The organism is Leclercia sp. UBA2479 (assembly GCF_002341985.1).
Taxonomy (GTDB): Bacteria; Pseudomonadota; Gammaproteobacteria; order Enterobacterales; family Enterobacteriaceae; genus Enterobacter; species Enterobacter pneumoniae.
Genome location: NZ_DDPB01000006.1, coordinates 325,725 through 350,090 on the forward strand (window position 1 = coordinate 325,725; position 24,366 = coordinate 350,090).

Consider the following 24,366-nt stretch of genomic DNA (forward strand, 5'->3'; position numbering starts at 1 on the left):
ATATTTTTGCGAGCACGCTTTGGGATTTGCGAGGCCGTTAATCACGCAGGCCTCGGTGCGTATCGATGCGCAGATCAGAGCGTGGTTAAAACGTCCCGGAAAAGGGTACCACACCCGGCTTAACGCGGTTTTACGCGACACGATGCTGGCCAAAATAACCCACGCCACCTCGATGTAGTGCTGCGAATATACCGAACTTTACCTTCAACCCCAGCCATTTTGACTACCCTTATAAGCCTCTGCGTTAAAAAAGGAGGCAATAATGGCTTATCAAACAGTGAATCCTGCTACCAACAAGCTCATCAAGGAATACCCCTCCCATACCGATGCCGATATCGAAGCGGCGCTAAAGACGGCGGACGCGCTTTATCACTCCGAGTGGGCGAAAGGCAGTATCGATAAACGTCTGCCGGTGCTGCATAAACTGGCGGATCTGATCGATGCGCGAACCGAAGAGCTGGCGAAGATTGCCAGTACGGAGATGGGTAAACTCATTGAGCAGAGTCGCGGCGAGGTGAAGCTCTGTGCGCAAATTGCCCGCTACTACGCTGATAACGCGAAGCAATTTCTTGCACCGGTGAAATACCCTTCCGAGATGGGCGAAGCCTGGGTTGAGCATCACCCGATTGGCGTGGTGATGGCCGTGGAGCCGTGGAATTTCCCGTTCTACCAGCTGATGCGCGTGCTGGCGCCGAACCTGGCGGCCGGTAACCCGGTGCTTGCCAAACATGCCAGCATAGTGCCGCACTGTGCCGAAGCCTTTGCCCACCTGGTGCGTGAAGCCGGTGCGCCGGAAGGGGCATGGACTAACCTCTTTATCTCTTCAGATCAGGTGGCGAACATCATCGCCGACGATCGCGTGCAGGGCGCAGCGCTGACGGGCTCGGAAAAGGCCGGTAGCGTGGTGGCCGCTCAGGCGGCGAAGCACATCAAAAAATCGACCCTCGAACTGGGCGGTAATGACGTGTTCGTGGTACTGGACGATGCGGATGTGGAGAAGGCGGTGAAAATCGGGGTTAACGCCCGTATCGCTAACGCCGGGCAGGTCTGTACCGCTGCTAAACGCTTTATCCTGCACGAAGGCATCGCTGAGCAGTTCCTGCAAAAATATACCGAGGCTTTCAAACAGCTGAAGGTTGGCGACCCGCTTGACGAGAGCACCACTCTGGGGCCGCTGTCGTCCAAAGACGCGCTGGAAACCCTGACCAAACAGGTGGACGAGGCGGTGAAAAATGGCGCGACGCTGCATCTGGGCGGCAAGCCCGTATCGCGCGAGGGCTGTTTCTTCGAGCCGACGATCCTGACCAATATTACCCGCGATAACCCGGCGTACTTCGAAGAGTTCTTCGGCCCGGTGGCGCAGATTTACGTGGTTAAAAACGACGACGAGGCGGTTGCCCTCGCCAACGATTCCCACTACGGCCTGGGCGGAGCGGTGTTTAGCAAAGACACCGAGCGCGCTAAAAAGATGGCTTCGCGTATCGAAACCGGGATGGTGTGGATCAATTGGCTCACCGATACCGCAGCCGAGCTGCCGTTTGGTGGCGTGAAGCGTTCCGGTTACGGACGCGAGCTGTCGGACCTGGGGATTAAAGAGTTTGTGAACCAGAAGCTGGTGGTCATTCGCCGGTAAGGCATCAGCCAAAAAAAACCTGCCATCCGGCAGGTTTTTTTGTTTTTAGGGCGCTTTAGAAGCTCACGCCGCCGCCGACATAAGCACCGTCGATCAGGGTGTGGCCAGGGCGGCCATCTTTGCCGTCAACGCTCACGTGGCGATAGCCCACTTTCAGCGTAACGGGTTTGATTGGCGTCCAGCTTACGCCACCGTTGGCTTCAACGTAGTTCTTCACGCTGTTGTTCAGCCCTTCCGGTGCGGCATACCCTTCACCGAAAACGTGGATGCTGTCAGTCAGCGCCACGTTTACGCCACCGCCAATCGGGAACGCAACGCCGTTATCGCCTTTTTTCGGGCCGATGTAGATCGCTTTTGCGCCTGCGTTCAGCATGACCGGACCCAGTTCCAGGTTATAACCTGCACCTACGCCGCCGGTCTGGGTGCCGTCGTCAGTGTTTTTCAGCCAGTTGCTTTCGGCATAGAGGCCGGACGAGGATTTACCCATTTCCAGATTGAGGTTGGTGTAGTTTTTACCCTGCTCAATGCTGCCGCCCATCGCCAGTACGGAACCTGATACCGCAGTCATCGCGGCAAGAATAAAGATATTCAGTTTTTTCATGTGGTTTTCCTCGTCATCAAATTAATCTGAGGGCACCTTAGCAAGCGATGTTTATGACTGCAAATGTGATGGGGATCGAGGTTTTATGCTGGTTTTGTTAATGGATTTACCTTTTCATGTTTGTAAAAAGTTGGTTTGTTCTGGCGTCAATGGTTAATCTTTCGCCGTTTAGTTCAGGTTTAATTTTTTTCTAAACGGACCCTGAACAGGGAAGGAATAGTCATTCGGGACGTATTAATGAAGCCGCTAATAATTTCTATAAAGTGTTTCATTTGTCATATATAACAACGTAAGTTTACATTTCTTTGGTTAAAATCAACTCACTATTTTGTCATCTCTACGTATAGATAGTGCGAATATTGGACGCAGATTTCATTTGGCCAAAAAATGCGTGTAAAACGTTTGTGAGTCTTAGGTTGTATAAGCCGGTTTATTGTCTTTTTAAATTCTGATCGCGATCGCAAATGAAACTCTCCTTATCCATTTACTCGAAAACAGGCAATACATACACTTTTTGCAGGATGTCATTATTGGCAAGGAGCGTCCATGTATTACCGGAACGACGTCATCAGTTATTTGCAGTCTAATAAGATTCTCGCAGTGAAACTTGATCATGCGGTTGCAGGCGTAAAGATGGCGGTAACGAATCAAATCGAAACAATGGGTGCCGGTGCAACGCGGGCATTATATTACACCTCATGCTTTACGGATGAGTATCAGGATGTGTGTAAAAGACAGCAAACTGAAGACCGGAGATTTTTATATGGAGTAGTTAATCTTTTGCAACGAAAAGATGTTGTTTATGAATTGCTCAAAGTATATTTTGAGGAAATATTTAAAAATAAAACTGCTGAACAATTAGACAGAATCAAAAAGATGTTGATGGCTGCGAATGTTCATATTGCTGCTAGCTCTCTTTCCAGAGTCGGGTTCGCATTAGCTACGGCAACCTCCGTCGCTGTGGGCATGGGTCTTCGACTTGAAATGAGTGTCCTTGTAGGACGTATAGCTGGTATAGCTACAGTGGGGGTGAGTCTATATGGCATTGTTCAAAAGGCCGCCGATAGCGCTCGTAGACTCGAATTCTCTTATCCTGCTTATTACGCGACATTATATACGCAAGAGTTAGAAATGATGTATTTCTTGATTGAACCTCTATTTCAGCGTGCGGGCGCATTAAAAGCACATTGGGTTTCAGACGAGGAAATTGCAGATATCATTGTAAGGATGATTCGGTAGGACAATGATATACATTAAAAGAATGCTACTTTGGTTAGCTCGACAACTGTTTGCATTATATGCGCCACAATTATGTGTGATCGTCTTTGCATTGTCATATATATATTTTTTTCGCGAGGGCCCACTCTGGCCTATTGGTCTCTTTGCGATTTTAATAATTTATATATTTGCACGTTATGTAAAGTGGTAAAGCGTTAACCTTCAAAATTCTACTAAGGAAATAATATGTCTGCCCCCGCACACTTATGGCTAGAAGATGAAAACGGCTCTCCTATTGTCGGTAGCTGTTTAATGCCTCTGCGCTTAGGCTCCATTGAATTAAAGTCATTCTCTCACAGCGTAACCATTCCCGTAGATCCCCACTGGGGCAAGCTCACCAGTACACGGGTTCACAGCCCTATTATCGTCGTCAAAGAGTTCGACCAAACAACCCCGATCCTTTATCGCGCGGTGTGTGAGGGGCGCACGTTGAAGAGAGCAATCTTCAGGATGTACCGTATTCTGGAGTCCGGCATTGAGGCTGAATATTTCACTATCACGCTGGATAACGTAAAGCTGATAACGGTTTCGCCGTACCTGTCGCCTAATGGTCTGAGCAGCACGCACCTGGAGACGCTGGAATTACGTTATGAGTCGATAACCTGGAAGTATACGGAAGGCAATATTATCTATCGCGATAGGTGGAACGCTCAATGTATAAGCTAGTGCCCCTCTGCAAAGGGAGAAGGGCACTAGTGTGTTTACTTACGCAGCCCCGCAAATGCCGACCGAATCTCCTCTTCCGGCAGCGCAATGCCAATAAATACCATCACGCTGTGCGGCACTTCTTCGCCCCAGGGTCTGTCCCAGTCGGCGCTATAGAGTCGCTGCACGCCCTGGAACAGCAGACGGTTCGGCTCCCCGTCGATCCATAGCATGCCTTTATAGCGCAGCAGCTTGTCCGCGAACGACAACAGCAGGTTCTCCATCACCCGGGAGACTTCGCTGATATCCACCGGGTAATCCAGTTCTACCACAATCGACGAGACGTCATTTTGCTTGTCGCCCATAAAGTGAAAGCGCGGTTTTGAGGTGACGTTCTCTTCCAGCATAAAGCCGTTGGTGTTGAACAGTTGTGCCAGGTCAATATCGCCGTGCGTCACGGTGTAAATCGGGGCGCGTGAGTTAATGCGCGTCAACCGCTCGCGCAGTTTCTCGCTGTCGCCTGCCACGTCGGTTTTGGTGAGCAGGATACGGTCCGCGTAGCCTACCTGCGACTGGGCGATGGTGAACTGGTTCATCTGCTCGTTGGCATGCACTGCATCCACCAGAGCGATCACCCCGTCGAGCAGATAGCGCTGGCAGAGGATCTCATGCGAGAAGAAGGTCTGGATAATCGGGCCGGGATCGGCCATGCCGGTGCACTCAATCACCAGGCGGTCGAAGTCGATCTCCCCGCGGTCGCGGCTATCGAGTAGATCCAGCAGGGCGTCTTCGAGTTCGTTAGAGCGGGTGCAGCAGATGCAGCCGTTGGTGAGGGTTTTGATCTGGGTGGCGCGATCGCCAATCAGCTGATCGTCAACGGACACTTCACCAAATTCGTTTTCGATGACGGCGATTTTGAAACCGTGCTGTTCGTTGAGGATGTGGCGCAGCAGGGTCGTTTTACCGGCGCCAAGAAAGCCGGTGAGCAGGGTAACGGCAATCGGGGTCATGGTCTCTCCTTTAGCAGCAGCGAACGCCGCCTTCTCCACTTCCGCCGTAGCGCGCTTCTTGTCGCTCGCGGAAGAATTCGGTGTAGGTCATGTACGGCTTATCCGGGTGGTTGGTCTTCATATGTTCAACGTAGTTATCATAGTCCGGAATGCCAATCAGCATTTTCGCCGCCTGACCAAGGTATTTTTTTGCTTCGCCTAAATTACCAAACATTATGCCTTCCAGACAAAAAAGCCCGGCGAGGGAGAAAAGAGCGCGCCGGGCAGTCCCCTCTCCCTTGAGGGAGAGGGTTAGGGTGAGGGGGAAGGTTTAATGGTGTGAAGAGGTCTTCACGCCGCCTTCCGGTACCGGCACGTATGGGGTCTCTTTATCCGTACGACCGTCGGTATTACGCACTTTCATCCAGGTTTTGATGCCGTAGAAGATAATGCTATACACCACCACCAGGAACAGAATACTCAGCCCTGCGTTGGTGTAGTTGTTCACCACGATATGGTTCATGTTGGCAATCTGCTGCGCGGTCAGATCCGCGCCGCCAGCGGCAATCTTCTCTTTGTACTGGTTAGCCATAAAGAAGAAGCCTTCCAGCTGTGGGTTGGAACTGAAGAGCTTCAGGCCCAGCGCCCAGGTCGTGCAGAGCAACAGCCAGCAGGCCGGTACTACCGTCACCCAGATGTATTTGGTGCGCTTCATCTTCACCAGTACCACGGTGCCAAGCACCAGCGCCACGGCCGCCAGCATCTGGTTAGAGATACCGAACAGCGGCCACAGGCTCTTCACGCCGCCCAGCGGATCGACCACGCCCTGATACAGCAGGTAACCCCACAGACCGACGCAGCCCGCGGTACCCAGAACGCCCGCCACCAGGGAATCGGTTTTCTTCAGGAACGGCACGAAGTTACCGAGTAAATCCTGCAGCATAAAGCGGCCCGCACGGGTACCCGCGTCCAGCGCGGTGAGGATAAACAGTGCTTCAAACAGAATACCGAAGTGGTACCAGAAGCCCATGTCCGCCCACGGCAGCACTTTGTGGAACACGTGGGCGATACCCACAGCCAGCGTCGGTGCGCCGCCTGCACGGTTCAGTACCGATGGTTCGCCGATGTCTTTCGCGGTCTGCATGATCTGCTCAGGCGAGATCACAAAGCCCCAGGAGCTGACAGTTGCCGCCGCATGTGCGCTGGCCTCTCTCAGCTGCGCCATGATCATTGCGGTATTTTCGCCGCCCATCTCATGCAGGTTTGGCATGGTGATGCCCAGACCGGCTGGCGGGGTGTTCATCGCAAAGTAGAGACCCGGTTCGATAATGGAGGCTGCAACCAGCGCCATGATCGCCACAAAGGACTCCATCAGCATCGCGCCATAACCGATAAAGCGCGCGTCAGTTTCGTTAGCCATCAGCTTCGGCGTGGTGCCGGAAGCGATAAGTGCGTGGAAGCCAGACACGGCGCCACAGGCGATGGTGATAAACAGGAACGGGAACAGCGCCCCCTTCCACAGCGGACCGGTACCATCGATGTACTGGGTGACCGCCGGCATTTTCAGCTCAGGGTTGATGATCACAATCCCGATCGCCAGGCCCACGATAACGCCGATTTTCAGGAAGGTGGCCAGATAGTCACGCGGGGCCAGGATCAGCCAGACCGGTAGCAGAGCAGAGATGAACGCATAGCCAATCAGCGCAAAGGTGATGGTGGTGTCTTTGAAGGTCAGTGCCGGGCCCCAGTAAGGGTCGTGGGCGATGATGCCGCCAAAATAGATTGAGGCCACCAGCAGCACGATACCAATCACCGACACCTCGCCTACGCGGCCAGGGCGCAGGAAGCGCATGTAAATGCCCATAAAGAGCGCAATCGGTACGGTAGAGCAGACGGTAAAGACGCCCCACGGACTTTCAGCCAGCGCTTTCACCACGATCAGGGCCAGCACCGCGAGGATGATGATCATAATCAGGAAGCAGCCGAACAGGGCGATAGTCCCCGGCACGCGGCCCATCTCTTCTTTGATCATCTCACCCAGCGAGGAGCCGTTACGGCGCGAGGAGATAAACAGCACCATAAAGTCCTGCACCGCGCCTGCCAGCACTACGCCGGCGAGCAGCCAGAGGGTACCCGGCAAGTACCCCATCTGTGCGGCCAGTACCGGGCCGACCAGCGGACCCGCGCCGGCGATCGCGGCAAAGTGGTGGCCAAACAGCACGTAGCGGTTAGTTGGCACGTAGTTCAGGCCGTCATTATTAATGACCGCCGGGGTAGCGCGCGTAGGGTCGAGCTTCATGACCTTCTGCGCGATGTATAAGCTGTAGTAGCGGTAGGCCACTAAATAGACAGAGACGGAGGCGACCACGATCCACAGGGCGCTAACGTGCTCGCCCCGGCGTAGTGCAACCACTGCCAGACAGAAAGCGCCGAGGATCCCGAGGAGCGCCCAGGGCACGTGCTTAAGTAGTTTTTTGGTATCCATAATAAGACCTGGTTTTTTAGCTGAAAAAAGGGTCAGGGTATGTTGTAGATGTAGTGAGTAATGCTACGGCGATCGTGCCAGATCCCCGCGCGCGTAAAGGACGGTAAATGCGTGAGTGGTTAAATGGGGCGATGAACGGTCAAAAAAGAGGGCGAGCGGTTGAGGCTCGCCGTGTGAGAAGGAGAGAGTGTGATAAGGATCACGCAGCCTGCGGGTCAGGTTTCGGGCGTCAGGTAGCTCTCCAGCGTTTTGACCATCTTTTGCTTAAGCCACGCGGGCTCCAGTACCTGAATATTGGGCAGCCAGTAGAAAATCAGCGGCAGGATCTGATTCTCGTGTGCCGCCATGCAGCGAATAGTGGTGCCCTGGGCGTGATCTTCCAGAATCTCTTGCTGCGGCAGCAAATTGCGGCGGCGAAAGTAGTGCGAGATAGTATTGTTAATAAATATTTTCACTTCGAAAGTATCTTCTGATACCCACGGGCTAAGGTTCTTTTCCAGTAGCGCTAACGCGTGTTCTTCAGGGGTAAAAGTGGCATTCTGAATATCGAGCCATTTAATCTGGCTTAAAGAAAACGATTTCAAACGGCCATTTTCAGTCGCCTGCAAATACCAGATGTTCTTTTTGTTAATCAGTTTATAGGGATGAACAGTACGATTTTTGTCTTTATAAACGATCTTGCAAACATTACGATTTTTAATCGATTTCTCAATCGACGGTAAATATCGACGGATATCGTTTTCGACCGAATGTTCGGCATCATTGTTAAGGATTTGAATATAACTCTCGTCGACGCGTGACTCCAGTTTTTGCCAGAACTCCGTGCCTCTGTCCGGGAAAAAGCTGTCGGCATTCAGGAAGTTAGCAATGGTATGGTGCAACCCCTGTCCGGCTGAGTTCTGTACTGCGTGGATTAAGCGGTATTGTCCGCCTCCGGTATGTTCAACAATAGGGGAGAGCGCATTGAGGTCCCGATAGACTGTCCGCTCGGTAATATTAAATTTGTGCATCAGGGCATGTCGGCTAACCACACCGTGTAAATGCAGCTCCATCAGAATATCGACCAGCCTCTCCGCTGATCGACTCCTGCTCGGAATTGTCATAATAAAGTTCCCGTAAACTAAAGCATTGCTGTGAATTATGCCCACGCTGCTGACAAAATATGTCAGCCGTGTCAATGACATGAAAATTTCTCTTATGGATATATATAACGGCGTGATTTGCGATAAACATTAATGCTTTTTGTGCAGGAGAGGAAAAGAGAGGAAATTTTGCGCTGGTCATCAAAGAATGCCAGCGCAGAGAGGGTTAAAGCGCGGCTTCCAGTGCCATCATGACCGGGTGGAAACGGCGTTTAAAGTAGATGAGCCCGTGGCCCTCTTCAGCCAGGACAATATTTTTGATCGCCACCAGATAGACCAGATGGGTACCGATGGTCTGTACCTGGCTGATTTCGCCTTCAAGGCTTGCCAGCGCCCCTTTTAGTAGCGGCTGACCCAGCAGCCCTTTCTGCCAGCAGGAGAGGCTGAACCGCTCTTCCATCGCCATGCCAGTCATCCCGGCGAAGTGGCGGGCCATCAGCTCCTGTTCATGGTTTAGCACGTTAATGCACAGTTTGCCGTTACCCTGAAAGACCGGGTTCATGGCGCTGTTGGCATTGAGGCACACCATCACGGACGGTGGCGTATCGGTAACCGAGCAGACCGCCGTCGCGGTGATGCCACAGCGTCCCGCCTCACCCTCAGTGGTGACAATGTTGACCGCCGCCGACAGGCTGGCCATCGCGTCGCGAAAACGCAGGCGTTGTTCATCTAATTGCATTGAAACCTCCCGCTGCGTTATTTCAGCAGCTTGTCCAGCATGTTGATATCGGTGTTGTTGTGCAGGTGCGGCACGGTCCAGCCGTGCTGGTCGTACTCGGACATGCAGCGGTCGACCATCGCCATCATTTTGTCCATGTTGCCGGAGCTTTGCGCCTGGCGCAGGCACTGCAGGCGGATCTCATCCTGGCTGCCGGAGTAGTTGATCTCATACAGCTCGTGGCGGCCACCGAACTCGCTGCCGATGGCATCCCACATCAGTTTCAGGATCTTGATGCGCTCGACATGATCCATACCGTTGGAGCCGCGCACGTACTTGGCCAGATACTGGTCGATCTGCGGGTTGTTGAGATCCCGGGCGCTGGACGGCAGGTAGATCAGGCCGCTGGTGACGTTGCGCTCAATAATATTTTTGATTTTGGCGTAGGCCATTGGGGCCATCACGCGGTAGGTCTGCAGCGCCGCGTGGTCCGGCAGGTATGCACCGTTGACCCACGGGGTCGCCTCCGAGCACATGGAGTCGCTCAATGCCCAGAACATGTTGCGCCAGGCCACCACTTCGCCAAGATCGGCCTGCACGCCGCGAAACTCCAGGGTACCGGTACACTCCAGCGATTTTTTCAGCAGGGCGGTGATGAAATCGAGCTTCACCGCCAGACGTACGCAGGCCTGCAGCGGGTACATGCGGGCAAATCCTCCCTCCATGGTCCAGCGGCGGCAGCGATCGAAATCGCGGTAGATCAGCACGTTCTCCCACGGGATCAGCACATGATCCATCACCAGGATCGCATCGTTCTCGTCGAAGCGGCTGGAGAGTGGATAGTCATACGGTGAGCCGGTGGCACCGGCCACCATCTCGTAGGAGGCACGGGAGATCAGCTTCACGCCCTCGGCATCCATCGGCGCGACGAACATCAGCGCGAAGTCCGGGTTTTCGCCCATCACCTGCGCGGAGCCAAAGCCGATCATGTTGTAGTGGGTCAGCGCCGAGTTGGTTGCCACCACTTTCGCGCCGCTAACGATGATCCCCGCGTCGGTCTCTTTCTCCAGCTTGATGTAGACATCTTTGACCTCGTCCGCCGGTTTATGGCGGTCGATCGGCGGGTTGACGATGGCGTGGTTAAAGTACAGGCCGGTCTCCTGAATGCGGGTGTACCAGTTACGGGCGTTCTGCTCGAACTGGCCGTAGAACGCCGGGTTAGCCCCCAGCGCGCAGCCGAAAGCCGCTTTGTAGTCAGGCGTGCGGCCCATCCAGCCGTAGCTCAGGCGGGACCACTCAGCGATAGCATCACGCTGCTGGCGCAGGTCATCGGCGCTTTTCGCCACCCGGAAGAATTTGTGGGTGTAACCGCCGCTGCCAGTATCGGTGCCCCAGCAGAGGGTGTCCTGCATCTCTGGCTTGTGCAGCGCGTCGTACATCTGCGCGATGGACGCCGCCGCGTTACGAAATGCCGGATGGGTGGTGACGTCTTTAACGCGTTCGCCGTAGATATAAATCTCGCGGCCATCCTGCAGGCTTTTTAAATACTCTTCGCCGGTGAGCGGGCGTTTGGCATCGGCGCGGAAATCTTCAGGCTTCATAGGGACCTCGTATCGGAAGATGATTGTTAAATTTATGTTTTGTTTTTGTTGTTTAATTGAAGCCTGAGAGGGAGGGTACGTGAAGGGACGATTGGGACAACGGCGGGTACTTTTCGGGTGGATGTGAGATTTGTGATCGTGGTGGGTTTTGCATAAACTGGCGGCACTTTAACCACTTATTTTTTATGGATTATGGCAGGAGAATAACGATGGAACGTATAACAATAATACTGCCAGATATGATTGCGCTGGTGGTTGGTGGTCTGCTCTCTATCATTATCTGCGAGTTAGCGCAGAGGTTAGTCGGATTTAAACGTTTTGCTACCGGTCGGATAATGTTATTCGTTCCCTTTGGGCTGCTGATGCCGCCAGTTTTACGTCTGGTGGTATTTCCATACACGGGAGTAATGAGCGGAATGGGTTATATCACGACAACCGTAGCGGCCTTAGTTGCAATAATTTTTTATGTCGGTACGTTTTGCTGGACTGTTCTGAGGGATGTGCCAAACAAAAGGCGATTCATTTATTGCCTGATCGCCTTTTATCTGGTGGGTATTACGTTTCTGTTTTACATTGCCAACGATATCAATGGCCCCATTATTGGGTGATTACGCTTCCCATGGAATTTCGTAAGTGCCGCTTATCTTTTCCCAATTTACGTCTGAAAACACCACAAAGTCGCCCCCTTTTCCAGTGGCTTCACGATATTTAAGGAAGTCAGAATTATGGACAACTGATACCTTGCGTATCCGTTTGTTAATGTAAATCTTTTGCCCGGCGATTGTTGAAACAGCCGAATCAGCCCGGCGTAATATCCCTTCGTTTGTCCAGTATCCTAACGGCTGATCCCATGCTCCATTATTATTGAAATCATAAAAATCTTTGACGTAAATGCCTGCCCACTCGGCTTCGAGATAATGCTTACCATTGGTATGTTGGAATGCAGTACCGATAACCGCAATCTTCAATGAATATGTACCGAGAGCGCCATATATGTCGTCCAGCGTATCGAACATATGTGTGACGAAATTTCCGCCTACAGCTTCAAAGTTATTCTGATATTTTTGTTCCAGTTCTCGTGCAGACATTGATGGCCTGCCTATTAGATTCCGTCGACCAAAGGTATAAGTACCAGAGCCATTCCACCCAAGCGCTTTCAATCGCTGTACGGTCATTTTCATTGCGGCCGGAGAGCATGCTTTTGCCATCAGCGTACGCATGGAGCTAACCGCCGACGGGTACTGCATTAACCATGTCATCGTAATGATGGAGTCGTCACAATGCTGATCGGGGATATACAGTCCCTGTGGTAATTCGCTTCCCTTCTTCCAGGTGTCAGGGCATTTCCAGCCTGGAGAATTAAGCCAACGTTCCATCATCTTAGCAGATTTTTTCCAGCCAATTTTTCGCATCACCTTAGGAATCTCGCTTATACGAATTGGCTGTAATTCAACCTCGCTTTGAGAGTTCATTTCGTTCGGTCTGGTTTTAGCATCCTCCATCAGAAAATAGAGATCCTTCTCAATACCGGATATGTGCATTGCCATAAATCATTCCTTTATTTCAGCAGTGGCTTTGGTGCTTGCATGGCCACAAAAATTTTTTCACTATTTCCAGTCGTCACTTTTGTATAAATACCGGGGCCGCTGTAATCATTCTTTATGGCCGTACCCATTTCAAGCATTCCATCCTGTTTGAAAATGACATATCTGAGCGGCTCTTGTCCTGAATTGAGGATTGAGAATTGATGCGAGTATTCGCCATTGATTTGCTGGTTTGCCAGGGCAGATTTTTTTGCATTCTGGGACAGTAAATGCTCTCTATGCTCATTAGAGGGGAGATCGTAGCAGGTTACAGGGATGTCGAGGCGGTGAATGGCGAAAGCACCACATGAGGCCCTATAGCCTTCCAGAACTCGAGCCCTGCCGCGAATGGAGTAGCGGGGGGTACCTTCAATGAATTTCGACCAGCACATACATTGTGGGCACCAGAATTTATGGCCAACCAGCACAGCACGGTGAGTATTGTTATAGGTGTCGTTCTCGCAACCATCATGAAGTGTGCCACCATGACTGGTGGTATCACCTGTCCATATGGTGTGTTTTGCTATCATACCGCGCATCTAATAATTCCTTCAGCCTTTACAGCTTCGTATTTCCCTTCATCCATAACGCAGCATATAGCTGTATTATTTTCGAAGATGACCAGGGCCATTGAAGTTTGCCCAGCATCAGCGATGACATCACCATTGCTTATCAACGTACCGCTAGCGGCAGCGAACAGCATTTTTCCGTTTACTTCGGTAGTCATTCGCGTAGTAGTGTCTGACATAACGAAGGCTGTAGTACCATCAGGATAAGTAACGATATCGTTTTGAAGCACGATATTTTTGCCGTAACTAGTAAGGCTTGATGTGCCAATAATAAAGCCATTGCTTTTGGTTTTAGCACCGGTTACAGCATATAAGCGGACCTCTTTAATATCCGATTCATTTAATTTTTCATTCACTTTATTTTTCCTGTTTTTTAAGTAAAAAAGTCATGTCGCATATGAACTATATGCCCACATTTTTAGAATTAAAATGGATGCTCGTTTTTTCAGAATATAATTACAAATTATGAGTAGATATTTGGGATGAGGTTTGAGGGTGCATAAAAACCCAATTTTATTGAGGGCGGTTTAGGGGAACAGGCCGCCCGTCCTGTAACCTCGCCATTCTTGAAGAGTGCTCGCAAAGTATAAAATAGCCAGATTAAAGGAAAGGTTTTGCCCTTTTTAAATTAGCTGAGTCGTAAGTTGCCTGCGTTATGGCGATAACCGCAGCCGGGTGTGATAACCTGGTAAATACGCATTAATAGGGTTTAAGTACCGTACCAGAACCACCGGAGGGAACAGGCGACACCGGTACTTTCTGCGCCCGATACGCGCTCGGTGAACACCCCACTAACCGGTTGAAAAAGCGGGCAAAATAGGCCGGGTCTTTAAAGCCGAGCTTCCAGGCCACCTCGTTCACCGCGCTGTCGGAAAAAAGCAGCAGCCGTCTGGCCTCGCGTAGCTGACGGTCAAAGATCAGCCGTTTTGGCGGGCGGTTGGCGAAGCGGCGGCAGATATCCGTCAGGCGCGATTCGGTGAGATGCAGCTCGCTGGCGTATTCCGGCACCGTCCAGTGCTGGTGGTAATGCGCGTCAATCAGCTGGGTAAAGCGCTGGAACAGCTTTAGCTCGCCCCGCATGCCGCTTGAAGCATGGTCGTCGAGCTTCGCGTTGCGCAGCAGCAACGTAAAGACCGCCTGGGCTAAAAGTACCAGCGTATGCTCGCGGCCGGGCAGCTGCGCGGTGGATTCGCGCTTTATCAACTGCCAGTAGTGTTTTAGCGCCAAAAGCTCGTCCGGTTTATCGGCCAGCGAGAGGCAGATCCCCGGCAGGCCGAACGCCTCCCGGGTGCCGGGATAGAGCACCTCCAGCAGCGGCCAGATCAGATCCTCGCGAACCGTCAGCACGTGGCCGTCGCTGTCCGATTCGGTGATGAACGCGTGTGGCACCGACGGCGGCGTGAGGACAAACAGCGGGGCCTGCACCGAGTAGCGGTGATCGTCGAGTTGCAGCTCAATCTGTCCGGTATCGAGAAAGTGCATCTGAAAATACTGGTCGTGCCGGTGCGCCTGCATGTCGCGGCCAAAGAAGGCCGCCATGCGAGAAAACGACTGATAGTGCACATCGTCGGTGCCCAGGCTTTCGTCATACTCTTTGCTGATATCAATGTTGGCGATAGGGCTCTGGCACATGGTCGTTCCTCTGTTGATCCTGCTGCGTCATCGGAATACGGGTCAGCACCAGCGCGCCAACCACCAGCAGCCCGGCGACAAACCACAAACCTGAGCTAAAGCTGCCGGTCGCGTCGCGCAGAATGCCGATCAGCAGCGGACTGACGGCCGATCCGACGTTACCGATGGCGTTGATCACCGCCAGCGCCACCGCCCGGGACTGCAGGCTAATGACCCGATCCGGGGTGGTCCAGAAGATCGCCATAGCGGTAAAGGATCCGGTTGAGGCCATAATGATGCTAAGCAGCTGGATCAGGCCGTGATCCGTTGCGGAGGCCAGCATCCAGCCCGCCGCGGCGAACAGGTACGGCAGGATGGTGTGCTTTTTTCGCTCTTTTAGCCTGTCGGAGCGGCGGCTCCACCAGATCATCCCGAGGATGGTACAGAACTGGGGGATCGCCGCCAGCAGGCCGATCACGATATTGCTGCTGCCAGTGTTGAAGCTCTGGAGGATCTGCGGCGTCCAGATGTTGATGGCGCTCAGGGTGTTGGTCAGACAGAAGTAGGCCAGCGTGTAGAGCATCACCGCCGGGGTTAACACCTCGCGCAGCGTCGAGCGCGGGGTGGAAGGGTGCGCAATGGCCAGCTCCTGCTCACGGGCGATCATTGTTTTCAGCGCCCGCTTTTCGTCCTCGTCCAGCCAGCTCGCCTGGTCCGGTGTGTCGTTAAGATAAAACCAGGTCACCACCCCGAGCACCACGGAGGGCAGCCCCTCCAGCAGGAACAGCCACTGCCAGCCCTTCAGGTTCCACAAGCCGTCCATCGCCAGAATATAGCCGGAGAGGATCGAGCCGAGCATCATGGTGACCGGCATGGCGATCATAAACAGCGCGTTGGCGCGGGCGCGATGGTATGCCGGGAACCACCAGGTGAGATAGACCAGGATCCCCGGCAGGAAGCCGGCTTCGGCAATCCCCACCAGCATGCGCAGAACGTAGAGCGTTTCCGGGCTGGTGGCGAACATCGTACAGGTGGAGGCGATGCCCCACACCACCATGATGCTGGCGATCCAGCGGCGCGCACCTACCTTCGCCAGCATGATGTTGCTCGGGATCCCGCACAGGACATAGGTGACGTAAAACAGCGTGGCGGCCAGGCCAAACATGGTAGAGGTCAGGCCCAGATCCTTGCCCATTGTCAGCCCGGCAAAGCCGATGTTGATGCGGTCAAGGAACGAAAAGACAAACAGAATAAAGAGAAACACGATCAAACGACGGAACAGCTTGTTAATGGCACGATGTTCAACAGCTTTTTCATCTTGCAGGGTAGAGGTCGTCATGCTGCGCTCCTGATCTTACCTTTAGTAGACAGATTTATTGTTATTTACTGACGTAACCGGTTTATCGATAAAGCGTGCGGCCAGCGCCTCGGCGCTGCGGGCGAGTAGGGTGGTGTCGACCCCGACCGCGACGAACAGCGCCCCGAGCTCGAGATAGCGTTTTGCCAGCGCCTCGTTCGCCATCAGAATGCCGGGGGCTTTCCCCGCCTCGCGGATTTGCGTGATGGCCCGTTCGATGGCGGCCTGCACCTCGGGGTGTTGTGGGTTACCGGCAAATCCCATATCGGCACTGAGATCCGCCGGGCCAATAAACACGCCGTCGACGCCTTCCACGTCGAGGATCTGCGGCAGGTTTTTCAGCGCCTCGCGAGTTTCGATTTGCACCAGCACGCACATGGCGTCGTTGGCCTGTTGCAGGTAATCCGGGATGCGGTTCCAGCGTGATGCCCGCGCCAGCGCGCTGCCGACCCCACGGATACCCGCTGGTGGATAGCGGGTAGCGCTCACCGCCAGACGCGCTTCGTCGGCGTTCTGCACCATCGGCACCAGCAGCGTTTGTGCCCCCACGTCCAGCAGCTGTTTGATCTGCACCGGATCGTTCCATGACGGGCGTACCACCGGCTGGCTGGCATAGGGGGCGATGGCCTGCAGCTGGGTTAAGACTGTCTGCACGCTGTTCGGGGCGTGCTCTCCGTCGATCAGCAGCCAGTCGAAGCCTGCGCCCGCCAGCAGTTCCGCGCTGTAGCTGCTGGTCAGTCCCAGCCACAAACCGATTTGCGGTGTTCCGGCTTTCAGTGCCGTTTTGAATGCGTTTTGCATGGTCGTCTCCTAGACAAAGCGGCAGCTGATGGACCCCATGTTGCCGTAGTCCACGTGGAAGGTGTCGCCCCGGCTGGCGGCAACCGGGCGGGTAAAGGAGCCGCCGAGGATGATCTGGCCGGGCTCAAGCTGAACGTCATACGGCGCAAGCTTGTTCGCCAGCCACGCCACCCCGTTCGCCGGGTGGTTAAGCACGCCCGCGGCGACGCCGGTCTCTTCGATGACGCCGTTGCGATAGAGCAGGGCGGAGATCCAGCGCAGATCCAGTTCGTCGGGCTTAATCGGGCGGCCGCCGAGGATCACCCCCGCGTTGGCGGCGTTATCGGAGATGGTGTCGAATACCTTGCGCGGGCGCTGGGTTTCAGGATCAACGTTGTGACAGCGGGCGTCGATCAGTTCCAGGGCGGGGATCACATAGTCCGTGGCGTTGTAGACGTCGAAGATCGTGCAGTTTGGGCCGCGCAGGGGTTTTGCCAGCACGAAGGCCAGCTCCACTTCAATGCGCGGGACGATAAAGCGATCGACGGGGATGTCGCTGCCATCGTGGAAGAACATATCGTCCAGCAGCGCGCCGTAGTCCGGCTCGCTAATCTGCGAGCTGGCCTGCATCGCTTTGGAGGTCAGACCGATCTTATGGCCCTTCAGCAAGCGGCCCTCGGCAATTTTCAGGCTCACCCATTCGCGCTGAACAGCGTAGGCGTCTTCTATGGTGATCTCCGGATACTCCAGCGAGATCGCGCGGATCTGCTCCCGGGACTGTTCCGCCTGATGCAGGCGGTGGGCGATCAGGGTGTGGGTATGTTTGTCGAGCATGGCGATATCCTGTTGTATTGTTTTCTCCCTCTCCCTGTGGGAGAGGGCCGGGGTGAGGGCGTCAGTCAGGCCGCAGAGATTTCCCTCACCCTAACCCTCTCCCAAAGGGAGAGGGGACTGGCTGTGCCGCTATTATTTAAACAACGCGTGCACGTTGTTTTGCTTGTAATTGAGCGTCGGATGCAGCTCTTCGATTTCAAACGACAGCGCCAGATAGCGTGCGTCCATCAGCCCGGCGAAATGGTCTTTAATCAGCGCAAACAGCATCTCGCCCACCTGCTGACGGCTCTCAAGGCTGCGCCCCGCGCCAATCTTCAGCGTCATGTGCACGAAGGCATAATCGTGTTTACCGTTGGCCATCTGCCAGGTGTCCAGCCAGTGGGCGCGGCTGCGGATACCGCCGATCGGAAAGATACCCGTGGCGGCCAGCGCCGCGTTCACCCTGGCAAACAGCCCCGGCAGGTCGGCCTGCTCGCGGATGTTGTCGGTACATTCAGCAATAAAGTGCGGCATGATGGATCCTTACGCGGGCAGCGGGAAAACGGCGTTAACCTGACCGGTACCGGAGCTGGCGAACAGCTCGGTGAGGAACTCTACTTTGCCGTCGTATTTGTCCCAGCCGAGCATCCCCAGCAGCATCACCGTGTCGTGCATGTTGCCTTCGCCGTAGCAGTAGTCGGCGTACTCCGGCAGCATGCTGCAAAACTCTTTGAACTGGCCCTCGCGCCACAGCTTGACCACGCGCTCGTCCATCTGACGGTCAAACTCGCGGGTGTAGCTGTTCATCCCTTCTTCCGCGCGCTGGTCGTCAATAAAGCGGTGCGAGAGCGAACCGCTGGCGAGCACCGCCACGGTGCCGTCATATTTTTCGATGGCGCTGACGATGGCCTCGCCGAGCCTGCGGCTGTCGGCAAAATCGTGAACGGTGCAGAACGCCGAAATGGAAACCACTTTGAAGTGCTTATCCGCGTTCATGTAGCGCATTGGCACCAGCGTGCCGTACTCCAGCTTCAGGCTCGGGATGTTGTGCGCTTTGGCGCGCACGCCGAGCTTCACCGCCTCGTCGGCGATCAACTGCCCGAGTTCCGGGTTGCCGTCGTAGTCGTAGGTCATGTCGCGGATAAAGTGCGGCAGCTCGTTGCTGGTGTAGACGCCGGAAAAATGGTCCGCACAGTTAATGTGATAGGCGCTGTTCACCAGCCAGTGGGTGTCGAAGACGATAATGGTATCGACCCCCAGCTCGCGGCAGCGCTTGCTGATCTCTTTATGCCCGTCAATGGCCGACTGGCGGCAGCCGTGGTTTTTGCCCGGCAGTTCGGAAAGGTACATCGACGGCACGTGGGTGATTTTTGCCGCTAACGCTAAGGTGCCCATATCAGATACCCCACTTTGGAATCGGATGGTTGCCCATCGAGATGCAGACGTTTTTCATCTCGGCGAACACTTCAAAGCTGTACTCGCCGCCCTCGCGCCCGGTGCCGGAGGCCTTCACGCCGCCAAACGGCTGGCGCAGGTCGCGCACGTTCTGGGTGTTGACAAACACCATGCCCGCTTCGATGTTGCGTGCCAGGCGCAGCACTTTGCTGACGTCCTGGGTCCAGATATACGACGCCAGGCCATACTCCACGTCGTTGGCCAGGCGCAGCCCTTCCGCTTCGTCCTTAAACGGCAGCAGGCAGGCCACCGGCCCGAAGATCTCCTCCTGGGCCACCCGCATCCGGTTATCGACATCCGCCAGCACCGTCGGGCGCAGGAAGTTGCCGCCTTTCAGGTGAGCAGGCAGATCGGTGGGTTTATCCGGCCCGCCCGCCAGCAGGGTCGCCCCTTCCTCAATACCGAGGCGGATATAGCCGGAGACTTTTTCCCAGTGCTGGGCGCTAATCAGCGCGCCAACCTGGGTGTTTGGATCGGTCGGGTCGCCCACCCGCAGGCGGCTGGCGCGTTCGGCGAAGCGTTTAACAAATTCCGGGTAGATGCTCTGCTGAATGAAAATGCGCGAACCGGCGGTGCAGCGCTCGCCGTTGATGGAGAAGATGGTGAACAGGGCAGCGTCCAGGGCGCGTTCGATGTCGGCATCCTCAAAAATCAGCACCGGCGATTTGCCGCCCAGCTCCATTGAGTATTTTTTCAGCCCGGCGTTTTTCATGATGTTGCGCCCGGTGGCGGTGCCGCCAGTGAACGAGACGGCACGCACGTCGTGATGGCGCACCAGCGCATCACCGGCCGTCGCGCCATAGCCCTGCACCACGTTCAGCACCCCCGCCGGGATACCCGCCTCCAGCGCCAGCTCGCCTAAGCGGTCGGCGGTCAGCGGGGAGAGTTCAGACATCTTCAGTACCGCAGTGTTACCCAGCGCCAGGCACGGCGCGACCTTCCAGGTGGCGGTCATAAAGGGCACGTTCCACGGTGAGACCAGCGCGCAAACGCCCACCGGCTGCACCAGGGTGTAGTTGAGCATGGTGTCGTCGACCGGGTAGGTTTTGCCGTTCATCTGCTGGCACACCTCGGCGAAGAACTCGAAGTTGTGCGAGGCGCGCGGGATCAGCACGTTTTTGGTCTGGTGGATCGGCAGGCCGGTGTCGGCGGTCTCCATGGCAGCGATCGCCGGGACGTTCTCGTCGATCAGCTCCCCCAGCCGGCGCATCAGGCGCGCGCGCTCTTTCATCGGCAGGTTGGCCCATTTCGGGAAGGCTTCTTTCGCGGCGGCGACCGCCTGATGGATCTCCGCTTCACCGCCGGAGGCCACTTCCGCTAAGACCTCCCCGGAGGCCGGGTTGGTGGTGTGGAAGTAGTCGCTACCCGCCACGTTTTTGCCGTTGATCCAATGGTTTATCTTTTTCATTTTGTCGTCTCCTCGCTGACAATCCGGTTGACCAGGCGACCTACGCCTTCCACTTCCACCACCACTTCATCGCCCGGGACCACGTCGGAGAGCCCCTTCGGCGTGCCGGTGGCGATCATGTCGCCCGGCTGCAGGGTCATAAATTCACTCAGATACGCGATCAGGAACGGGATACTGAAGATGAGGTCTGCCGTCGTGCCTTCCTGTCGCAGTTCGCCGTTAACGAAGGTGCGCAGGGTGAGATTGTGCGGATCGGGAATGGCGGCTTTCGGCACGATGTTCGGGCCGATCGGCGTTAGCCCGTCGCGGCTTTTCACCCGCAGGTTGGGGCGGTAGTAGTTTTCGAGATAGTCGCGGATGGCGTAATCGTTGCAGAGGGTGTAGCCCGCAACAACGTCCATCGCGTCGGCCTCACTGACCTTACGCGCGGTTTTGCCGATGACCACCACCAGCTCCGCCTCATAGTGCATGTACTCGACGTTGTTCGGGCGCACCGACGTCTGGTTATCACCGTTAAGGGTGTTCGGCGCTTTAATAAACACCAGCGGCTCGGTAGGGGGAGTGAAGGCCAGTTCGCTGGCGTGATCGGCGTAATTCAGCCCGAGGGCAAACAGCGTGGCGTGCGGGGGTGTGGCCGGTGTAATGGCGACCTCGCGCTCATCCACTACCGGGTTTTCCAGCGGCGGGAACCCTTCAGCCAGAATGCGCACGCGATCGCCGGGACGGATCTCGGCGCGGGTGTGCGGGGTACCCAGCAGAATGGCGTCACCGGGCTGGAGGGTGGCGAATTCGCTCAGGGCGCTCAGCAGTTCGGCGGCATTGCGCTCGAGATCGCCGGTGTTCCAGTGGTCAGCTTCGCGGCCATTGATTTCGGTGATGATGTTCAGGTTATCGATATTATCAACGGCGGCCAGTTCACCGAGCGGGCAAAAGCCGTCGCGGCATTTCGCCTTGATGGCCGGGCGGTAAAAGCTCTCTTCCGGCAGGCTCACGTCGTTCGCCAGCGCGTAACCGGCAATGTAGTGCTGCGCCTCGTCTACCCGCACGCGGCTGGCGGTTTTGCCAACAATCAACGCAACCGTCGCCCCGCTCAGCACCTTTTCACCGGCGGGGTGGGGGATCGGCTCACCGGCCTGAATCACCGTATTGTGCGGTTTGATAAACCATACCGCTGTTTTAGGCGGTGTGTTGTAGGGGGGCTGTCCAAATGCCTCTTGCCAGGCGGCAAGCTGGCTGCGGTGGTTGAGGGCGACTGCGAAAACCGTACCTTTCATTGCTCTCTCCTCAGGCTCTGTTGCCCGGTTTTGAGTTCGTTAATATATTAATGAATAGGTTTTAGGCTTTCGTTCGGACATTGGCAAACGGAAGTGAAATATTTGTGATATCAATAACAATAAATTTACATATTTATAATAATTATGTTTATATACAGTGAGTTAATTTTTTTATCTGTTTTCTGTTAGACTTTTTTCTTCACGTGAAGGCGGCAGTCAGAGTCCGTCGGAGATGATTGTTAGCTTGTTAATGATTTTAAGGGAGGTGCTATGCACGACTCACTCACCATTGCTTTGCTTCAGGCCAGGGAAGCGGCGATGGCCTGGTTTCGCCCCATCGTCAAACGCCATAATCTGACGGAGCAGCAGTGGCGCATCGTGCGCGTGCTGGCTGAAAACCCGAATATGGATTTCCACGATCTCGCCTTTCGAACCTGCATTCTGCGCCCCAGCCTGACCGGCATCCTCACCCGGATGGAGAGCGTAGGGCTGGTGTTGCGATTAAAACCGGTGAATGACCAGCGCAAACTCTATGTTTCGCTTACCAAAGAGGGGCAGGCGCTGTACGCCCACGCCCAGGCCGAAGTGGAAGAGGTGTATCAGCAGATCGAGGCGGAATTTACCGCAGAGAAGATGCAGCAGTTGACCGGACTACTGCGGGAGTTTATTGCGCTGGGTCAGCAGCGCTCCGCCAGACAGGATGAAGAGTAAATTCTGCAAACGATCAGGACGATTTTCGTAAAGTTTTCCCTTACCAGGCCGAAAATTCTGTTATCTGTCTGGTGGAAAGAGAAAAAATGTTAAATCGTATTAAGATTGTTACTAGCTTGTTGATAGTATTAGCTATTTTTGGCCTTTTACAACTCACATCCGGTGGTCTTTTCTTTAATGCCCTGAAGCATGACAAAGAAAACTTCACCGTTCTGCAAACCATTCGTCAGCAACAATCCACGCTTAACGGCAGTTGGGTCGCGTTGCTGCAAACCCGTAATACCCTGAACCGTGCGGGTATCCGCTACATGATGGATCAGAATAATATCGGCAGCGGCGCGACCGTGAACGATCTGATGCAGATTGCTGCGGCTTCCCTGAAGCAGGCGGAAAAAAACTGGGCTGACTACGAAGCTCTGCCGCGCGACCCGCGTCAGAACGACGCCGCAGCGCTGGAAATTAAACGTAACTACGATATCTATCATGGCGCACTGGCCGAGCTGATCCAGCTGCTGGGCGCGGGTAAAATTAACGAATTCTTTGACCAGCCGACTCAGGGTTATCAGGACGCTTTCGAGAAAGAGTACGTTAACTACCTGCAGCAGAACGACAAGCTGTACCAGACTGCGGTTGATGACAGCAACAGCTCTTACAGCCAGGCGATTTGGGTGCTGATTAGCATTCTGGTTGCGGTGTTGGTGGTGATTGTTGGCGTGTGGCTGGGTATCCGTCAGGCCCTGATCTCCCCGATGAACCGTCTGATCGATAGCATTCGTCATATCGCCAGCGGCGATCTGGTGAAGCGCATCGATGTGGAAGGGACTAACGAGATGGGTCAGCTGGCTGAAACGCTGCGTCATATGCAGGGTGAGCTGGTGCGTACCGTCGGCGACGTGCGTAATGGCGCGAACGCGATTTACAGCGGCGCGAGCGAAATCTCCATGGGTAACAACGATCTCTCTTCCCGTACTGAACAGCAGGCCGCTTCTCTGGAAGAGACCGCCGCCAGCATGGAAGAGCTTACCGCCACCGTGAAGCAGAACGCCGAGAACGCCCGTCAGGCGAGCCATCTGGCATTGAGCGCCTCTGAAACCGCGCAGAAAGGCGGCAAAGTGGTGGATAACGTGGTGCAGACCATGCGTGATATTGCCGGCAGTTCGCAAAAAATTGCCGACATCATTAGCGTGATCGACGGCATTGCCTTCCAGACTAACATCCTGGCGCTCAACGCCGCCGTTGAAGCGGCGCGTGCGGGCGAGCAGGGCCGTGGTTTTGCGGTTGTTGCTGGCGAAGTGCGTAACCTGGCCCAGCGCAGTGCGCAGGCCGCGCGTGAGATCAAGAGTCTGATTGAAGACTCCGTGAGCCGCGTGGATCTGGGCTCTACCCTGGTAGAGAGCGCCGGTGAAACCATGGGTGAAATCGTTAATGCCGTAACCCGCGTTACGGACATCATGGGCGAAATTGCTTCGGCCTCTGATGAGCAGAGCCGCGGTATCGACCAGGTAGGTCTGGCCGTTGCGGAGATGGATCGCGTGACTCAGCAGAACGCCTCGCTGGTGGAGGAGTCCGCCGCCGCCGCCGCCGCGCTGGAAGAGCAGGCGAGCCGTCTGACGCAGGCTGTAGCGGTCTTCCGCATTCAGCAGGAGCAGCAGAAAGCGCGCGCTAACGCGTCGCTGAAACCTGTTGCTGCCCCGGCGATGGCGCGTAAAACCGCAACCGCTGATGCTGGCGACAACTGGGAAACCTTCTGATAAATCACGCGCCCCGTTCCGG

Annotated in this window: 24 protein-coding genes and 1 pseudogene; 7 read left to right on the plus strand and 18 right to left on the minus strand. The window is 55.0% G+C overall.

What is annotated here, in order from left to right:
• Nucleotides 1-25: 25 nt before the first annotated feature.
• Nucleotides 26-178 (plus strand): annotated as a pseudogene (locus B3B59_RS06455) (BrnA antitoxin family protein); the annotation flags it as partial.
• An 84-nt stretch (nucleotides 179-262) separates the two neighbouring features.
• Nucleotides 263-1,633: an NAD-dependent succinate-semialdehyde dehydrogenase gene (locus B3B59_RS06460; RefSeq protein ID WP_040077323.1), complete on the plus strand. Its 1,371-nt coding sequence runs from the start codon at nucleotides 263-265 to the stop codon at nucleotides 1,631-1,633.
• Between the two features lie 55 nt (nucleotides 1,634-1,688).
• Here the strand turns inward: B3B59_RS06460 and B3B59_RS06465 are convergent, their stop codons facing one another.
• A complete protein-coding gene (locus B3B59_RS06465; RefSeq protein ID WP_286808440.1) occupies nucleotides 1,689-2,234 on the minus strand; it encodes a YfaZ family outer membrane protein in 546 nt (181 codons plus the stop codon).
• 546 nt (nucleotides 2,235-2,780) lie between these two features.
• On the opposite strand from B3B59_RS06465, the gene B3B59_RS06470 reads away from it, so the two are divergent.
• The gene (locus B3B59_RS06470) at nucleotides 2,781-3,473 is read left to right on the plus strand and encodes a hypothetical protein (protein ID WP_286783771.1); all 693 of its coding nucleotides are present in this window, start codon (nucleotides 2,781-2,783) and stop codon (nucleotides 3,471-3,473) included.
• A gap of 225 nt (nucleotides 3,474-3,698) precedes the next feature.
• Nucleotides 3,699-4,178, plus strand: a complete 480-nt coding sequence (locus B3B59_RS06475) for an Hcp family type VI secretion system effector (protein WP_263617326.1) — start codon at nucleotides 3,699-3,701, stop codon at nucleotides 4,176-4,178.
• A 35-nt stretch (nucleotides 4,179-4,213) separates the two neighbouring features.
• On the opposite strand, the gene yjiA is transcribed toward B3B59_RS06475, so the two are convergent.
• From yjiA to hpaB, 6 genes are all read right to left on the minus strand, one after another.
• Nucleotides 4,214-5,167, minus strand: a complete 954-nt coding sequence (yjiA, locus tag B3B59_RS06480) for a GTPase (RefSeq protein ID WP_286808442.1) — start codon at nucleotides 5,165-5,167, stop codon at nucleotides 4,214-4,216.
• Between the two features lie 10 nt (nucleotides 5,168-5,177).
• Nucleotides 5,178-5,381, minus strand: a complete 204-nt coding sequence (locus B3B59_RS06485) for a YbdD/YjiX family protein (protein WP_003856610.1) — start codon at nucleotides 5,379-5,381, stop codon at nucleotides 5,178-5,180.
• Between the two features lie 96 nt (nucleotides 5,382-5,477).
• Nucleotides 5,478-7,631: a carbon starvation CstA family protein gene (locus B3B59_RS06490; RefSeq protein ID WP_207292930.1), complete on the minus strand. Its 2,154-nt coding sequence runs from the start codon at nucleotides 7,629-7,631 to the stop codon at nucleotides 5,478-5,480.
• Between the two features lie 215 nt (nucleotides 7,632-7,846).
• Nucleotides 7,847-8,734 (minus strand): helix-turn-helix transcriptional regulator, encoded by an 888-nt coding sequence (locus tag B3B59_RS06495; protein WP_286808445.1) that lies wholly within the window; start codon nucleotides 8,732-8,734, stop codon nucleotides 7,847-7,849.
• 205 nt (nucleotides 8,735-8,939) lie between these two features.
• Nucleotides 8,940-9,452, minus strand: coding sequence for a 4-hydroxyphenylacetate 3-monooxygenase reductase subunit (locus tag B3B59_RS06500; RefSeq protein WP_040077316.1), 513 nt, complete (start codon nucleotides 9,450-9,452; stop codon nucleotides 8,940-8,942).
• Nucleotides 9,453-9,469: 17 nt separating this feature from the next.
• The gene (hpaB, locus tag B3B59_RS06505) at nucleotides 9,470-11,032 is read right to left on the minus strand and encodes a 4-hydroxyphenylacetate 3-monooxygenase, oxygenase component (protein WP_212478255.1); all 1,563 of its coding nucleotides are present in this window, start codon (nucleotides 11,030-11,032) and stop codon (nucleotides 9,470-9,472) included.
• Between the two features lie 209 nt (nucleotides 11,033-11,241).
• On the opposite strand from hpaB, the gene B3B59_RS06510 reads away from it, so the two are divergent.
• Nucleotides 11,242-11,640, plus strand: coding sequence for a hypothetical protein (locus B3B59_RS06510; protein ID WP_286808448.1), 399 nt, complete (start codon nucleotides 11,242-11,244; stop codon nucleotides 11,638-11,640).
• Here the strand turns inward: B3B59_RS06510 and B3B59_RS06515 are convergent, their stop codons facing one another.
• The 11 genes from B3B59_RS06515 to hpaG form a co-directional block, all read right to left on the minus strand.
• Nucleotides 11,641-12,579: a DUF6402 family protein gene (locus B3B59_RS06515; protein WP_286808450.1), complete on the minus strand. Its 939-nt coding sequence runs from the start codon at nucleotides 12,577-12,579 to the stop codon at nucleotides 11,641-11,643.
• Between the two features lie 11 nt (nucleotides 12,580-12,590).
• The gene (locus B3B59_RS06520) at nucleotides 12,591-13,154 is read right to left on the minus strand and encodes a PAAR domain-containing protein (RefSeq protein ID WP_286808452.1); all 564 of its coding nucleotides are present in this window, start codon (nucleotides 13,152-13,154) and stop codon (nucleotides 12,591-12,593) included.
• Entirely contained in the window at nucleotides 13,142-13,540 is a 399-nt protein-coding gene (locus B3B59_RS06525; RefSeq protein ID WP_286808454.1) for a hypothetical protein, read from the minus strand. Before B3B59_RS06525 ends, B3B59_RS06520 begins: the two co-directional genes overlap by 13 nt.
• 343 nt (nucleotides 13,541-13,883) lie before the next feature.
• On the minus strand, nucleotides 13,884-14,816 hold the full coding sequence (gene hpaA / locus B3B59_RS06530; protein WP_286808456.1) for a 4-hydroxyphenylacetate catabolism regulatory protein HpaA: 933 nt from the start codon (nucleotides 14,814-14,816) through the stop codon (nucleotides 13,884-13,886).
• Nucleotides 14,788-16,134, minus strand: a complete 1,347-nt coding sequence (hpaX, locus tag B3B59_RS06535) for a 4-hydroxyphenylacetate permease (RefSeq protein ID WP_286808458.1) — start codon at nucleotides 16,132-16,134, stop codon at nucleotides 14,788-14,790. Before hpaX ends, hpaA begins: the two co-directional genes overlap by 29 nt.
• A 21-nt stretch (nucleotides 16,135-16,155) precedes the next feature.
• Nucleotides 16,156-16,953 (minus strand): 4-hydroxy-2-oxoheptanedioate aldolase, encoded by a 798-nt coding sequence (gene hpaI, locus B3B59_RS06540; RefSeq protein ID WP_286783766.1) that lies wholly within the window; start codon nucleotides 16,951-16,953, stop codon nucleotides 16,156-16,158.
• 9 nt (nucleotides 16,954-16,962) lie between these two features.
• Entirely contained in the window at nucleotides 16,963-17,766 is an 804-nt protein-coding gene (gene hpaH / locus B3B59_RS06545; RefSeq protein WP_286808459.1) for a 2-oxo-hept-4-ene-1,7-dioate hydratase, read from the minus strand.
• Between the two features lie 132 nt (nucleotides 17,767-17,898).
• A complete protein-coding gene (locus B3B59_RS06550; RefSeq protein WP_286808461.1) occupies nucleotides 17,899-18,279 on the minus strand; it encodes a 5-carboxymethyl-2-hydroxymuconate Delta-isomerase in 381 nt (126 codons plus the stop codon).
• A gap of 9 nt (nucleotides 18,280-18,288) precedes the next feature.
• Nucleotides 18,289-19,140 (minus strand): 3,4-dihydroxyphenylacetate 2,3-dioxygenase, encoded by an 852-nt coding sequence (gene hpaD / locus B3B59_RS06555; protein ID WP_040077310.1) that lies wholly within the window; start codon nucleotides 19,138-19,140, stop codon nucleotides 18,289-18,291.
• 1 nt (nucleotide 19,141) lies between these two features.
• A complete protein-coding gene (gene hpaE / locus B3B59_RS06560) occupies nucleotides 19,142-20,608 on the minus strand; it encodes a 5-carboxymethyl-2-hydroxymuconate semialdehyde dehydrogenase (protein WP_286783764.1) in 1,467 nt (488 codons plus the stop codon).
• On the minus strand, nucleotides 20,605-21,882 hold the full coding sequence (gene hpaG / locus B3B59_RS06565) for a 4-hydroxyphenylacetate degradation bifunctional isomerase/decarboxylase (RefSeq protein ID WP_286808462.1): 1,278 nt from the start codon (nucleotides 21,880-21,882) through the stop codon (nucleotides 20,605-20,607). The genes hpaE and hpaG overlap by 4 nt, the downstream gene beginning before the upstream one ends.
• Nucleotides 21,883-22,152: 270 nt before the next feature.
• On the opposite strand from hpaG, the gene hpaR reads away from it, so the two are divergent.
• Complete coding sequence (gene hpaR, locus B3B59_RS06570; protein ID WP_040077306.1) at nucleotides 22,153-22,593, plus strand: homoprotocatechuate degradation operon regulator HpaR; 441 nt, start codon at nucleotides 22,153-22,155, stop codon at nucleotides 22,591-22,593.
• A gap of 86 nt (nucleotides 22,594-22,679) precedes the next feature.
• The gene (tsr, locus tag B3B59_RS06575) at nucleotides 22,680-24,344 is read left to right on the plus strand and encodes a methyl-accepting chemotaxis protein (RefSeq protein ID WP_046886503.1); all 1,665 of its coding nucleotides are present in this window, start codon (nucleotides 22,680-22,682) and stop codon (nucleotides 24,342-24,344) included.
• Nucleotides 24,345-24,366 lie beyond the last annotated feature (22 nt).